This is a genomic window from Bradyrhizobium sp. BR14999, from assembly GCF_056106085.1.
The window spans coordinates 1,384,541-1,397,214 of record NZ_CM148536.1 but is presented as its reverse complement, the minus strand read 5'-3'; the positions used below and the strand labels follow the sequence as shown (position 1 = coordinate 1,397,214).

Sequence of the window (12,674 nt, the reverse complement as noted above, 5' to 3'; positions counted from 1 at the left end):
GCGAAGGCCGGGACCCATACCGCGTGATCTATCGACAGAGTGCAGCCAGCAGTACCGACGAAGACCTCTTAACTACTAATCGTCGCCAAACCACTCCCTGTGGTTATGGGTCCCGGCCTTCGCCGGGACGACATAGAGTGTGAGGCACGACCGCGCCTCACACCGCGCCATGCGCCTCGACATAGAGCGCGTAGACCGAATGACTGCTGGCCATGTACAGCCGGTTGTTCTTGGGACCGCCGAAGCAGAGGTTGGCGCAGCGTTCCGGCAGCTTGATGAAGGCGAGCGGCTTGCCTTCGGGGTTGAACACCATGACGCCGTCGAGATCGTCCGGCCTTCCCCTGAGCTGGAACACCTTGCGGCCGCCGATTTCGGTCGGCTCGGATTGCAGCGCGCCGTTCGAGCCCCAGCCGCACCAGAGATTGCCGTCGCGATCGACGCGAAAGCCGTCGAGCGAGCCCTGATCGGCGGCGTCGATCAGCTTGGTCTTGCCGCTCAGGCTGCCGTCGTCGCCGACATTGTAGCTCCAGATGCTGCGGTTTGGCGTGCCCTTCCACTCGACAATGTAGAGCTTCTTCTCGTCCGGCGAGAAGGCGAGGCCATTGGGATTGACGAGGTCGGTGAGGACGGCGCTGAGCTTGCCGTCCTTGGCGATGCGATAGACATTGGTGCTGGCCTGCTCGGCCTTCTCCTTCTTGCCCTCCCACTCGCCGTTGATGCCGAACAGCGGATCGGTGAACCAGATGCTGTCGTCGGACTTCACCACGATATCGTTCGGCGCGTTCAGCCGCTTGCCCTCGAACTTGTCGGCGAGCACGGTGATCTTGCCGTCCTTCTCGGTGCGGGTGATGCGGCGGGTGACCGAATGCTCGCAGGTGACGAGGCGGCCCTGACGGTCGCGCGCATTGCCGTTGGCGTAATTGGCATCGGCGCGGAACACGCTGGTCTGGCCGGTCTTCTCGTCGAACTTCATGATCCGGTTGTTGGGGATGTCGGAGAACAAGAGATAGCCGCCCTCGGGAAAATAAGCCGGGCCTTCAGCCCAGCGCATCCCGGTTGCAACCTGCTCGACCGTGGAGGAATAGAGCCGGTATTTTGTGAAGCTGGGGTCGAGGATCTGGACGGCCGGGTCCGGGTAGCGCTGATTGGGCGTGAACGCGAACGACTGGGCGCCGGCAGCGCGGGCGAGAAACGTGGATGCCACTGCTGCGCCGGCGCCGGCCATCAGATTGCGTCGCGTGAAATTCATTGTAATCCTCCCTGGGCGATAAAAGGCCGGCGCTTGATGTGGCCGGCCTGTTCCTTGACGTGATTTGCTCTCGGCTTAGCGGCCGTTCTTCTTGCGCCATTCGGCAAAGTCGGTGAGCGTCTGCGGATCGGTCGCGGGATACAGGCCGAAGATGCCGCGGCCCTTGCCGACTTCCTCAGTGACGAAGTCCTCGAACGCCGTCATCTCAAAGGTTTCGTTTGCGATCTCATCTGCCAGGTGCGCGGGGATCACGATGACACCGTCGGCATCACCGAGGATAACATCGCCGGGGAACACCGGCGCATCGCCGCAGCCGATCGGGACGTTGATCTCGATCGCCTGGTGCAGCGTGAGGTTGGTCGGCGCGCTCGGGCGGTGGTGAAAGGCGGGGAAGCCGAGCTTGGCGATCTCCGCGGAATCGCGAAAGCCGCCGTCGGTTACGACGCCGGCGACGCCACGCTTCATCAGCCGCGTGATCAGAATCGCGCCGGCCGAGGCTGCGCGCGCGTCCTTGCGGCTGTCCATCACCAGCACGCTGCCTGCCGGACAATCCTCGACCGCCTTGCGCTGCGGATGCGAGCGGTCCTTGAAGACCTCGATGGTGTTGAGATCTTCGCGTGCCGGCATGTAGCGCAGCGTGAAGGCCTCGCCGACCATGGCCGGCTGGTCGGGGCTTAAGGGGTGCACATCCTGGATCATCTGGATGCGCAGGCCGCGCTTGAACAAGGCGGTGGCGACGGTGGCGGTGGAGACGGATTTGAGCTTGTTGCGGGTGGCTTCGCTGAGTTTGGTCATGTCGTGCTCTCTAGTAAATCGAAGGCTCGCCGATCGGCGCGCCGAAATCGGTCTCGAGGAAGTCGAAGTCGCAGCCGTCATTGGCCTGCTTGATGTGTTTGGTGAACATCCAGCCATAGCCGCGCTCGAAGCGGCGCTCGGGCTGTTTCCAGGCGGCGCGGCGCTTGTCGAGTTCGGCTTCGCTCACATCGAGATTGATGGTGCGCGCGGCGACGTCGAGCGTGATGCGGTCGCCGTTCTGCACCAGCGCCAGCGGGCCGCCGATGTAGGACTCGGGCGAGACGTGCAGGATGCAGGCGCCATAGCTGGTACCGCTCATGCGCGCATCCGAGATGCGCACCATGTCACGCACGCCCTGCCTCACGAGTTTGGTCGGAATCGGCAGCATGCCCCATTCCGGCATGCCTGGCCCGCCCTGCGGCCCGGCATTGCGCAGAATGAGGATATGATCTTCGGTGACATCGAGATTGGGATCGTCGACCGCCTTCTTCATCGCGGGATAGTCGTCGAACACCAGCGCCGGCCCGGTGTGCTTGAGGAAGCGCGGCGCGCAGGCGGAGGGCTTGATGACGCAGCCGTCGGGAGCGAGATTGCCCTTGAGCACGGCAAGCGCGCCTTCCTTGTAGATGGGATTGTCGACGGAGCGGATCACGTCGGCATTGTGCACTTCGGCGTGCGCGATGTTCTCAGCCACCATCTTGCCAGTGACGGTGACGCAGTCGAGATGCAGATGCGGCTTGATCTGGCTCATCAGCGCCGGCAGGCCGCCGGCATAGAAGAAATCCTCCATCAAATACGTATCGCCGCTCGGCCGCACGTTGGCGATCACGGGCACCTTGCGGCTGGCCTTCTCGAAATCGTCGAGGCCGATGTCCTGGCCGGCGCGGCGGGCCTGCGCGATCAGATGGATGATCGCGTTGGTCGAGCAGCCCATCGCCATCGCCACCGCGATCGCGTTCTCGAACGCCTTGCGGGTCTGGATCGCCTTCGGTGTCAGATCCTCCCACACCATCTCGACGATGCGGCGGCCGCATTCGGAGGCCATGCGGATGTGGTTGGCGTCGGCGGCGGGAATCGAGGAAGCGCCCGGCAGCGTCATGCCGATCGCCTCGGCGATCGCGGTCATGGTCGAGGCCGTGCCCATGGTCATGCAGGTGCCGTAGCTACGGGCGATGCCGGCCTCGATGTCGAGCCAGTCCTTGTCGGAGATTTTTCCGGCGCGGCGCTCGTCCCAGTATTTCCAGCCGTCGGAGCCGGAGCCCAGCGTCTTGCCCTTCCAGTTGCCGCGCAGCATGGGACCGGCCGGCAGATAGATCGCCGGAATGTTCATCGAAGTGGCGCCGAGTAGCAGCGCCGGCGTGGTCTTGTCGCAGCCGCCCATCAGCACCACGCCATCGACGGGATGGCTGCGCAACAATTCTTCGGCGTCCATCGCCAGCAGATTGCGGTAGAGCATGGTGGTGGGCTTGAGCAGCGATTCCGACAGCGACAATGCCGGCAGCTCCAGCGGCAGGCCACCGGCCATCAGGATGCCGCGCTTGACGTCGTCGACCCGCGACTTGAAGTGCATGTGGCAGGGCTGTGCATCCGACCAGGTGTTGAGGATCGCGATGATCGGGCGGTCCTTCCACTCTTCCGGCGCGTAGCCCATCTGCATGGTGCGGGAGCGGTGGCCGAACGAGCGAAGGTCGTCGGGTGCGAACCAGCGCGCGCTGCGGAGCTGGTCGGGCGTTTTCTTCTTGTTCTTGGTCATGATTGGGTGCCCCATTTCTGGACGGTGTTCCGCTCGATGGCGCGGAAGATCAGGTTCTCGACAAAGAGCCCGATGATGATCACGGTCAAGAGGCCAGCGAAGACAGCAGGTATGTCGAGCAGATTGCGGTTCTCGAAGATGAACCAGCCGAGACCGCCCTGGCCCGAGGACACGCCGAACACCAGCTCGGCCGCGATCAGCGTGCGCCAGGCGAAAGCCCAGCCGATCTTGAGGCCGGTGAGGATCGAGCCGAAGGCCGCGGGGATGAGGATCTTCGCCACATAAGGCAATCCGCGCAGGCCGTAATTGCGGCCGACCATGCGCAGCGTGTTGGACACGCTCTTGAAGCCGGAATGGGTGTTGAGCGCGACCGGCCACAGCACCGAATGGATCAGCACGAAGACCAGGCTGCCATTGCCGAGGCCGAACCAGATCAGCGCCAGCGGCAACAGCGCGATCGCCGGCAACGGGTTGAACATCGCCGTGACGGTCTCGAGGAAGTCGGTGCCGATGCGCGTCGAGATCGCGAGCACGGTGAAGATCGCGGCCAGTGCGATGCCGGCCGAATAGCCCATGAACAGCACCTTCAGCGAGGTCCAGGCCCGCATCGGAATGGTGCCGTCCTTGACGCGATCGAACAGCGTCATGAAGGTGTCGTGCAGTGTCGGAAACAGCAGGGGATTGTCGAGGTAGACCCCGTACGCTTCCCAGACCGCCGCGAGAAACAGGATGATGACCGACTTGCGGACAAAGCCGTCGTTCCACAGCAGCTCAAGCACACCCAACTTGCGCTCGACCTCGCCTGCACCTCCCGTGCTGGCAACCGGCGCGTCACGCAGCAAGATTCTGGCTTCGCCCATGGCGGCTCCCTTAGTGCGCTACAGCTTCGGAGGCGAACAGGAGATCGTGGATCTCCTTCTCCAGCCGGCCGGCGCTGCCATCCTCATTCGAAACCTTGTCGACGTCGATCACCTCGGCCTTGACGCGGCCGGGATGCGGCGACAGCAGCAGGATGCGGTTGCCGATGCGGATCGCCTCCGCGATCGAATGGGTCACGAACAGCACGGTGAATTTGGTCTCGCTCCAGAGCTGGAGCAGCTCATCCTGACAGGTCCGCCGCGTCAGCGCGTCGAGCGCGGCGAACGGCTCGTCCATGAGAAGGATGTCCGGCTCCATCGCCATGCCGCGCGCGATCGCGACGCGCTGCTTCATGCCGCCGGAGAGCGTGTGCGGATAGGCATCGACCACGCGGGTGAGGCCGACCTTCTCGATATAGGCGCGCGCTTTCGCCTCGGCGTCCTTGCGCGACAGCTTTCTCGCGGTGAGCAGCGGGAACATCACATTGGCGAGCACACTCTTCCAGGGCAGGAGCTGGTCGAACTCCTGGAAGATCATCATGCGGTCGGCGCCGGGCCCATGGATCTCGCGATCGCCAATGGTCATGCGGCCTTCGCTCGGGCTCATGTAGCCGCCGACGGCCTTGAGCAGGGTCGACTTGCCGCAGCCGGAGGGTCCGAGCAGTACGAAGCGGTCGGACCGGTCGACGGTGAAGCTCACTTTTTCCGTGGCGGTGACGACGGCGCTGGAGGTCTTGTAGCGCAGCGTCACCGAGCTGACGTCGAGCAGCGCCATCAGTTGCCCTTCAGATCGTGCGCGACGGGGAGATAGTAGTCCGTCCAGGCCTTGGGCTGATTCTTCAGCGTTCCGGTCTTGTAGAGATGGGCTGCGAATTTCATCGTGCCCTGCGGCTCGAGATTCCACTCCATCATGCCGGGCTCCTTCAGGAGATCGAGCAGCTCTTCCACCGACGTCTTGTCGCCGGTGATCTCCTTGTAGATCTCGACCGCCTGCTTGGTATCGCTGCGGATCAGATCCTGCGCTTCCTTGGTGGCGTCGCGCACGGCCTGGATGATCTTTGGATTGGCGTCAGCGAACTTGGTCGTGGTGAAGAATTGCGCCTGGCTGAGCGGGCCGCCCATCACATCCGGCGAACTCAGCACGACATGCGCGCCCGGCACGTTCTTCAACTCCAGGAAGGTGAAGGGCGGAATCGAGAAATGGTTGTGCACCTCGTGCTTCGGGTTGGACAGCGCCGCATAGGCGTCGGGGTGACCGAGCTGCACGGTGTTGGCATCCAGCTTCGACCATTGGTCGGCACCAAAGGCCTCGGCGGCCGCGATCTGCAGCACGATCGCCTGGGTCGAGACCTTCACGGTCGGCACCGCGATCTTGTCGCCCGGGCCGAAATCCTTGATCGACTTGATGTTGGCGTCGCGGCTGATCAGCGTCATCGGCTGCGCCGAGGTGGCGACGATGCCCTTCACGCCGCCGCGGGTGCGATCCCATAGCAGCAGCAGATTGCCGGTGCCGGTGTTGAGGATGTCGACGCCGCCGGCGAGCAGCGCGTCGGTCTGCGCTCCGCCGCCGGAGAAGGTGATCCATTTGGTGGTGACACCAGTTACGCCGAGGGAAGCCGCATGCTTCTCGATCAGCTTCAGCTTCTCCATGATATGGCTCGGCATGTAGAAGATGCCGGGCTGGCGCGACAGCGCGATCTCGGACTTTTGCTGCGCGTGAGCCGTTGACATTGAGAAGGCGATCGCGGCGATCACGGTGGCGGCCGCAAGCTTGCTGCGAAGATGCTTGATCATTGTTGTGTGTTTCCTCCGGCCAGCGTCGATCTGCGTTGACCCTGCTGATGCACTAATATATTAGTGCATCAAACGCAAGCCCGCGGGACCCGCCATGGAATCATCCCATACCGCGCTGCGCGCGGCCCCACGCCCCGCCCGGCTCGACCGCGGCCGCCAGGCGGCGCCGCAGGTGTTCGAGCGGCTACGCAACGCGATTGTCGCCCTGGAGCTGCCGCCCGGCGCTCCCTTGTCGCGCGCCGAGCTTGCCGGCCAGTTCGGTGTCAGCTCGACACCGGTGCGCGACGCGCTGATGCGCCTCGAGGAAGAGGGCCTCGTCGACGTTTTTCCGCAGCATGCGACCGTGGTGAGCCGGATCAACGTCGACCGCGCGCGGCAGGCCCATTTCCTGCGTCAGGCACTGGAGCTGGAGATCGTGCGCCTGCTCGCGGAAAGGCATGACGCGGCCCTGGTCATCCGCCTCGACCACGCGATCGCGCTCCAGCAGCAATTCGCCAAGGCCGGAGATTTCGAGAGCTTCATCGCCGGCGACAACGACTTTCACGCCCAGCTCTACGCGGCCGCCGGCAAGCAAGATCTATGGACGCTGGTGCGCAGCCGCAGCGGACATATCGACCGGCTGCGCCGGCTGCATTTGCCCTCACCCGGCAAGGCCCAGAACATCGTCCGTCACCATCGGCTGATCACGCGCGCGATCGAGGCCGGAGATGCCGAGGCCGCGCAACAGCATCTGCGCAAACATCTGTCGGGCACGCTGAGCGAGCTGGACAAGATCCGAAGCCGCTATCCCGAGTACCTGACCGACTAGGAGGGACGGCTTATGCACGGGAGCGTGCATATAGCGCGCCGGGAGAGGTTACCTCGACCGGAATGGTGGCGCTCGCGAAGTGCTTGCGGGCCGGGCGGAATCCGCGCAACAATTTCGTCTTTGATGGCTTGATTTGCGGTCGCTGGGGCATCCCCATCCGACCCCGGAGGATCTCAGACGTGGCCAACATCCTGATCGTGGATGACGACCCGGCCGTGCAGATCACGATCCGGCTGCTGCTGGAGAGGGCCGGTCATCACGTCACCGTCGCCGGCGATGGCTACGAGGGGCTTGCGTTATTCGAGGCCAGCCCGTTCGACCTGTTGTTTCTCGACATTTTCATGCCCGGCATGGACGGGCTGGAGACGATGCGCCATATCCGGGCGCTGGCCCCAACCGTCCCGATCATCGTCATTTCCGGCCGTTCGGCCGCGCCGGACCCCTATGCGGAGCCGGATTTCCTGAAGATGGCAACCAAGCTCGGCGCGGTGGCAAGCTTGCAAAAGCCGTTCCGACCAGGCGCACTGCTCGCGGCGGTCGATGGCTGCCTGGGCACGGCCCGGGCGGCATCGGTGGGGAATCCGGATGTCAGCACCGGCCACCGATGACAAGGACCCTCATTCCTTTCCAGGCCAGAACAGGCGTGGCCATTCGGGAACCGGTGCGAATATCCCCATGACGCTCGCAACGCGGCTTGCCATCACGATGACCCTGCTGGTGGCGGTGACCGTGGCCGCAGTCGGATGGTTGGGCTATCGCAACACCACCCAGGCCGTCATTCCGCGGGTACTGGAACGCGTCGAAGCCCAGTCACGGCTGCTGGCGACCAATCTCGAATCCTACGTCGCCGGCGCGCGCGGCGATCTGCTCGGCTACCGCTCTGCCGCAGCCATCAACGGCCTGATCCGCGCTCACATCGGTGGAGGCATCGACGCATCCGACGGCGTGTCGGAGCAAACCTGGCGCGAGCGCATCGCAGCGCGGCTCGCAGCCGAGATCGACGCCAAACCCAGTTACGGGCAATTTCGCATCATCGGTCTCGACGACGACCAGCGCGAGTTGGTCCGCGTCGATCGCTCCGGCCCGGATGGAAAGGCGCGGATCGCTCCCAACGACGAACTCGAGCGCAAGAGCGAACGGAGCTACTTTCAGGAGACGATCCGGCTGGCGCCGGGCGAGATCTACGTGTCCGCCATCGATCTCGCCACCCGCCAGGGGGGAACCACGACCTCCCACATTCCGACGTTACGCGTTGCAACCCCGCTGTTCACGGCGGACGGCAGGCCATTCGGCATCATCATCGCCAATATCGACATGCGACCGGCGCTCGACCGCGTCCGCTCCACCGTGACCTCGGGCGGAGAGATCTATGTCGTGAATTCGCGCGGCGACTATCTCGTCCATCCCGATCGCACGCGGGAATTCGGCGCATGGCATGATCGTCCCAACGACTGGCGCAAGGATTTTCCCTATTTTGCGGCCTCGGCCGGGACGCTGGAAGGATCCACGCGGCTCATGACCGACGGGTCGGGCCGGCCGAGCGGGGCGGCGATTGCGCCGGCCCTGCTCGTGGGCAAGGACTGGGTTGCGATCATCGAGACGATTCCCTCGCCGGTGTTCGGCCTCGTGCCCGCAGCGATTCAACGAACGTCCTTGCTTGTCGGCGTGCTTGCCGTGCTGGCTGCGGCTTTGCTCGCGGTGCTCCTGGCGCGCTCATTGACGCGCCCGATCGGCCGCCTGACCAAGGCGGTGCAGGCCATCGGCAGCGGACGTCCGGCGGATATACCCGTCGATGCCAGCGGCGAGACCGGCGTGCTGGCACGGGCCTTTGCCCAGATGGTCGAGGAAACCCGGGCGAAAACGGCCGCACTCCAGCGCGAGATCGAGGAGCATCGCCGCACCGAGGCAGCTCGAAGCCATCATGCGGCGCGCGAGCGCCTGTTCAGCGCCGCAGTGGAATCGTCCGACGATGCGATCGTGATGCAGTCGCTCGAAGCCATCATCACGGGCTGGAATCCGGCTGCCGAACGCCTCTACGGCTATTCGGCGGACGAGGCGATCGGGAAATCCACCGCCATCATCGTACCCGCCGACCGCCGCGAGCAGGGCAAGAACATCTTGCGGCGGATCGCGGCAGGCGAGCCGATCGAACGCTTCGAGACGGTGCGCCTGCGCAAGGACGGCGCGCCGGTCGAGATCTCGCTCAGCCTCTCGCCGATCAGGGGACCGTCGGGCGAGATCGTCGGTGCCTCCGGATCTGCGCGCAGCCTCACCGAGGCGCGGCGGGCCGAGCGGGCGCTGCAGCAGCAGCTCGAAGAGCGCCGGCAGATCTTCGAGACGTCGCAGGACCTGATCATGGTCATGGACGCGCGCGGCCATGTCGTGCAGATCAGCCCGAGCAGCGAGACCATTCTCGGCTACCGGCCGGAGGAGATGATCGGCCGCAGCGGCGCCGACTTCGTTCATCCCGACCATCTGGAGCAGTCCCGCGAAAACATGCGCGCGATGCGGCTCGGCGAGCGGCCAAAGCTCGGTGATACGCGCTGCTTCCACAAGAACGGACACATGGTCTGGCTGTCCTGGCTCGGCAACTGGTCCGAGCAGGCGCAGCGGTTCTTCTTCGTCGGGCGGGACATGACGGAGGCGCGGCTCGCGCAGGAATCGCTGCGCGAGAGCGAGCGGCTTGCCCGCAAGATCGTCGAGACCTCGCTCGACGCCTTCGTGCAGACCGACGAGACCGGCAGCATCCTGAACTGGAATTCGCAAGCCGAACGGCTGTTCGGCTGGCGCCGCGACGAGGTGCTCGGCAAGAACACGATCGATCTGATCGTCGCCGAAAGCGAACGCGAGAGGGTTAGGGCCGGCCTAACGCAGTTCCTCGCAAACGAAGACGACAAAACGCTGAACCGCCGTCGCGAGCTGATGTGCCGCCGCCGCGACGGCAAGGAGTTCAAGGCTGAGCTGAGCGTCACCGCGCTGAAGCGCCGCGAGGGCCTGCTGTTCAACGTCTTCTACCGCGACCTCACCGACAAGATCGCGGCTGAGGAGCGCATCCGCCATGCCGAGAAGATGGAGGCGGTCGGCCAGCTTACCGGCGGCGTGGCGCATGATTTCAACAACATCCTCACCGTCATCACCGGAACCATCGAGATCCTTGCGGAGGCGGTCGAGAAGGAGCCGCAGCTTGCGGCCATCACCAAGATGATCGACGAGGCGGCCGCGCGCGGCGCCGATCTGACCCAGCACCTGCTCGCCTTCGCGCGCAAGCAGCCGCTCCAGCCGCGCGAGATCGACATCAACTCGCTGATCATCGACACCGCGAAACTGCTGCGGCCGACGCTGGGCGAACAGATCCAGATCGAATCGGTGTTCGAGGACGAGAGCTGCGTCGCGATTGTCGATCCCAACCAGCTCACCACCGCGATCCTCAACCTTGCACTCAATGCCCGCGACGCCATGCCGAACGGCGGCAAGCTGATCGTGGAGACGGGCGCCGCCTATCTCGACGAGGTCTATGCCAGCGCCAACGATGTGCCACCGGGGCACTACGTGCTGATCGCCGTGAGCGACACCGGCACCGGAATCCCCGCGAACATGCTGGCCAGGGTGTTCGATCCCTTCTTCACCTCGAAGGGCCCGGGCAAGGGCACCGGACTCGGACTCTCAATGGTTTACGGCTTCATCAAGCAGTCCGCAGGACACATCAAGATCTACAGCGAGGAAGGCCACGGCACCACGATCAAGATGTACCTGCCGCCTGGCAAGACGCCGACGGCGGTCGGCGAGGGCGTGACGGCGGCGGCGATCGAGGGCGGACACGAGACCATCCTGGTGGTCGAGGACGACCGGCTGGTGCGTGACTACGTGCTGGCTCAGCTGCATTCGCTGGGATACGCCACTTTGCAGGCCGCGAACGCCGCGGAGGCGCTCGCGATCGTCGCCGCCGGCAAGCGGTTCGACCTCCTGTTCACCGACGTCATCATGCCCGGCAAGATGAACGGACGTCAGCTCGCCGACGAGATCCAGAAGACCCGCCCCGATCTCAGGGTGGTCTATACGTCCGGCTATACCGAGAATGCGATCATCCATCACGGCCGGCTGGATTCGGGGGTCCTGCTGCTGGCCAAGCCCTATCGAAAATCGGATCTGGCGCGGATCATCCGCAAGGCGTTGCAGGGATGAGCGCAGGCCTTTTAGGCAGGCCTTTCATAGCTGGTCGCGTGTAGCCCGGATGGAGCGCAGCGCAATCCGGGAAGTCTCTTGCTGCGTGCACCGGTCCCGGATTTCGCTGGCGCTCCATCCGGGCTACAAAGGCTCGCCGATCGATTCTACGACGCGCGCTGGGCCGCGGTCATCACGATGCGGATCAGGTCGGCGGCATTGCGCGCGCCGAGCTTCTTCATGATGTTGGCGCGGTGGTCCTCGATGGTGCGCGGGCTGATGCCGAGCGTGCGGCCGGCTTCCTTGTTGGATGCACCGGAGGCGAACTGCTCGAGCACCTCGCGCTCCCTGCGCGTCAACGGCTCACGTCCGGGGAAATGCAGCGAGCCGAATTTCGGCGACGCATTCTCCGCCTGCCGGCGCGCGTAGGCGCCGATCGCCTCGTCGAGCCGGCCGACGATCTCGCTGCCGCGGAACGGCTTCTCGATGAAGTCGAGCGCACCGCTCTTGATCGCCCCGACCGCCATCGCAATGTCGCCCTGCCCGGAGATCATGAAGATCGGCGCCGGATAGTCCTCGCCGTGCAGTTCCTTGAGAATGTCGAGGCCCGACTTTCCGGGAATATGCACGTCGAGCAGGATCGCAGCCGGTGTGCGGTTCCGCGCGACGGAGAGCAGCGCTGCGCCGTCCGCAAAACAGATCACCTCATAGCCTGCCGCCTTCAACACCATCGACAAGGTGTCGCGAACGGCAGGGTCGTCGTCGACCACGAAGATTTCACCGCGAGAGCTTTGTTCGGCCATGTGCCACATCCAGTTGGCATGAAGGACTCGCGTCCGCGCCAACCGTTATGGCGTTCGGCGCGGATTCGGCCCACCCGTATTTGTACGGGACATAGACTTAACGCACAAGTAGCGGCATGGCGCCTAATTGCGGGAGACGGAGAATATCCATGCTAAATTTAGCCGATACACCGCAGTTGCTCGCAACGCCCGAAGTCGAGAGCCGTGAGCTGATTGCAGCTGACCTTCGCTTGCTGATCGCACAGATCGAGACCAGCATGCGCCGGATCGCCGCAGCCATGGATCAAGAACACGGCAATGATGCGGAAAGTTCCGCGGACGTCCTCATCCTCGACGACGTCACGCCCCAGTACGCCACCGCGAGCGCCGCCCTCGGCGCCTGCCGGGCGGGCCTTCGCCACGCCCTGCAATGCCTGTCGGAATCCAGCGACGCGTAGGATCGCGATCAGCGCGG

Annotated in this window: 11 protein-coding genes; 4 read left to right on the top strand and 7 right to left on the bottom strand. The window is 64.5% G+C overall.

Annotation, left to right across the window (positions count from 1 at the left end):
- Window positions 1–157: 157 nt before the first annotated feature.
- The 6 genes from ACR9YP_RS06575 to ACR9YP_RS06550 all read right to left on the bottom strand — a co-directional run bounded on the left by ACR9YP_RS06575 (window position 158) and on the right by ACR9YP_RS06550 (window position 6,448).
- A complete protein-coding gene (locus tag ACR9YP_RS06575) occupies window positions 158–1,249 on the bottom strand; it encodes an SMP-30/gluconolactonase/LRE family protein (RefSeq protein WP_438103559.1) in 1,092 nt (363 codons plus the stop codon).
- A 75-nt stretch (window positions 1,250–1,324) separates the two neighbouring features.
- A complete protein-coding gene (locus ACR9YP_RS06570; protein WP_474219240.1) occupies window positions 1,325–2,044 on the bottom strand; it encodes a ribonuclease activity regulator RraA in 720 nt (239 codons plus the stop codon).
- 10 nt (window positions 2,045–2,054) lie between these two features.
- Window positions 2,055–3,797, bottom strand: a complete 1,743-nt coding sequence (araD, locus tag ACR9YP_RS06565) for an L-arabinonate dehydratase (RefSeq protein WP_438103561.1) — start codon at window positions 3,795–3,797, stop codon at window positions 2,055–2,057.
- A complete protein-coding gene (locus ACR9YP_RS06560; protein WP_474219239.1) occupies window positions 3,794–4,657 on the bottom strand; it encodes an ABC transporter permease in 864 nt (287 codons plus the stop codon). Before ACR9YP_RS06560 ends, araD begins: the two co-directional genes overlap by 4 nt.
- Window positions 4,658–4,667: 10 nt before the next feature.
- Window positions 4,668–5,429 carry an ABC transporter ATP-binding protein gene (locus ACR9YP_RS06555; RefSeq protein ID WP_370990909.1) on the bottom strand — a complete coding sequence of 254 codons (762 nt, stop codon included), beginning with the start codon at window positions 5,427–5,429 and terminating at the stop codon, window positions 4,668–4,670.
- A complete protein-coding gene (locus ACR9YP_RS06550) occupies window positions 5,429–6,448 on the bottom strand; it encodes an ABC transporter substrate-binding protein (RefSeq protein ID WP_474219237.1) in 1,020 nt (339 codons plus the stop codon). Before ACR9YP_RS06550 ends, ACR9YP_RS06555 begins: the two co-directional genes overlap by 1 nt.
- A 94-nt stretch (window positions 6,449–6,542) precedes the next feature.
- Here ACR9YP_RS06550 and ACR9YP_RS06545 point away from each other — a divergent pair, with 94 nt between their 5' ends.
- From ACR9YP_RS06545 to ACR9YP_RS06535, 3 genes are all read left to right on the top strand, one after another.
- Window positions 6,543–7,256 carry a GntR family transcriptional regulator gene (locus tag ACR9YP_RS06545; protein ID WP_438103563.1) on the top strand — a complete coding sequence of 238 codons (714 nt, stop codon included), beginning with the start codon at window positions 6,543–6,545 and terminating at the stop codon, window positions 7,254–7,256.
- A gap of 179 nt (window positions 7,257–7,435) precedes the next feature.
- The gene (locus tag ACR9YP_RS06540; RefSeq protein WP_438103564.1) at window positions 7,436–7,864 is read left to right on the top strand and encodes a response regulator; all 429 of its coding nucleotides are present in this window, start codon (window positions 7,436–7,438) and stop codon (window positions 7,862–7,864) included.
- Window positions 7,842–11,438, top strand: a complete 3,597-nt coding sequence (locus ACR9YP_RS06535; protein ID WP_474219236.1) for a PAS domain S-box protein — start codon at window positions 7,842–7,844, stop codon at window positions 11,436–11,438. The genes ACR9YP_RS06540 and ACR9YP_RS06535 overlap by 23 nt, the downstream gene beginning before the upstream one ends.
- Window positions 11,439–11,584: 146 nt before the next feature.
- Here ACR9YP_RS06535 and ACR9YP_RS06530 read toward each other — a convergent pair whose 3' ends face one another.
- Window positions 11,585–12,220 carry a response regulator transcription factor gene (locus ACR9YP_RS06530; RefSeq protein ID WP_091897867.1) on the bottom strand — a complete coding sequence of 212 codons (636 nt, stop codon included), beginning with the start codon at window positions 12,218–12,220 and terminating at the stop codon, window positions 11,585–11,587.
- A 149-nt stretch (window positions 12,221–12,369) separates the two neighbouring features.
- Here ACR9YP_RS06530 and ACR9YP_RS06525 point away from each other — a divergent pair, with 149 nt between their 5' ends.
- Window positions 12,370–12,657: a hypothetical protein gene (locus ACR9YP_RS06525; protein ID WP_438103565.1), complete on the top strand. Its 288-nt coding sequence runs from the start codon at window positions 12,370–12,372 to the stop codon at window positions 12,655–12,657.
- The last annotated feature ends 17 nt before the right edge of the window (window positions 12,658–12,674 follow it).